Origin of the sequence: Acidisphaera rubrifaciens HS-AP3, assembly GCF_000964365.1 — a bacterium.
Classification (GTDB): Bacteria; Pseudomonadota; Alphaproteobacteria; order Acetobacterales; family Acetobacteraceae; genus Acidisphaera; species Acidisphaera rubrifaciens.
In genome coordinates, this window is sequence record NZ_BANB01000837.1 from 1 (window position 1) to 1,148 (window position 1,148).

Annotated in this window: 1 protein-coding gene and 1 pseudogene; both read right to left on the bottom strand. The window is 71.8% G+C overall.

The annotated features are described in order from the left end of the window. Positions 1-650, bottom strand: a 650-nt coding sequence (locus B8460_RS18320; RefSeq protein ID WP_048863062.1) for a cytochrome c3 family protein, incomplete at its 3' end; no start/stop codon positions are given. Positions 651-775: 125 nt separating this feature from the next. Beyond that, positions 776-1,148 (bottom strand): annotated as a pseudogene (locus B8460_RS22390) (SCO family protein); the annotation flags it as partial.

Here is a 1,148-nt window from a genome sequence, read left to right on the forward strand (position 1 = left end):
CATGTCGAACACTGCGTCAGGCGCGCGGGGCCTTCGATGTGGCGCGCCGCGATCAGCGCCTTGCCGCGCGCCGCCTGATCCGGCGGCGGCTGCCACTGCGTGTCCCAGACCGCCGGCAGCGGCCGCAGCGCCGCGGCCGGCGCGCGGTGGCAGTCGAGGCAGAACGCCATCGTGAAGGAGCGCGCCGCGTAGGTGAGCTGCATCGTGGCGACCGCGCCGTGGCAGCTCGCGCAGCCCACGCCCTTCGATACGTGAATCGAATGATTGAAGTAGACGTAGTCCGGCAGGCGGTTGACCCGCACCCAGTGCAGCGGCACGCTCTGCGCGAGGCTGTCGCGCACGGGGGCGAGCATCGGCGACTGGTCCCAGATATGGGAGTGGCAGGTCATGCAGGTCGTCGTCGGCGGCAGCCCCGCCGTCGCCTGTGTCGCCGCGTACTGGTGGCAGTTGCGGCAGTCGAGGCCGAGTTCGGCCACGTGATGCTTGTGGCTGAACGGCACCGGCTGTTCGGGCGCGATGCCCACGTCGCCGACATAGGCCGAATGGGCATAGCCGGTCAGGGCGACGACGGCCGCGAGCAGCACGCCGACGGTCGCGAGGATCGCCAGCCGCAGGATCGCATCGGCGCCGGGTGCGAACAGCTGGCGCATCGGCTCAGCGTCCCCGCGTGGGCGGCGGTGGTGCGGTGCAGGCGGAGGGCATCGCGGTCGCCTCGTCTGTAGCCGGTGGCCGCCACATTACACGCGGGCGCCGGGTGGGGTTCGATCCGTGGACATTATGGTCGGGCGATGTGGCGCCGGCGCACATGCCGCAGCGTCAGCAGCAGGGCGAGGATTCCCAGCACGGTGATCAGCGCGGCGACGCGGATCGTCTTCATGATCGCGAAGGTGTAGCGGCCGGTCGTCTGGTCGAAGTGAAAGCACAGCAGCAGTACCGGCGACGGCGGCGGCGCGATCTCTCCCGCCCGGGCGCGGGCGAGGGCCGCGCGCAGAGTGCCCGGCTGGTAGCCGACGCCGAGGAGATAGGACGCGACGCGCCCGTCCGGGGCGGCGATGACAAGCCCGGTCGGATGCAGGAACTGCCGCAGCACCGCGTCCCACCGGCGGGGAAAGCCGACCGCGTCCGCGACCGCGTCGATCGTCGCCGCG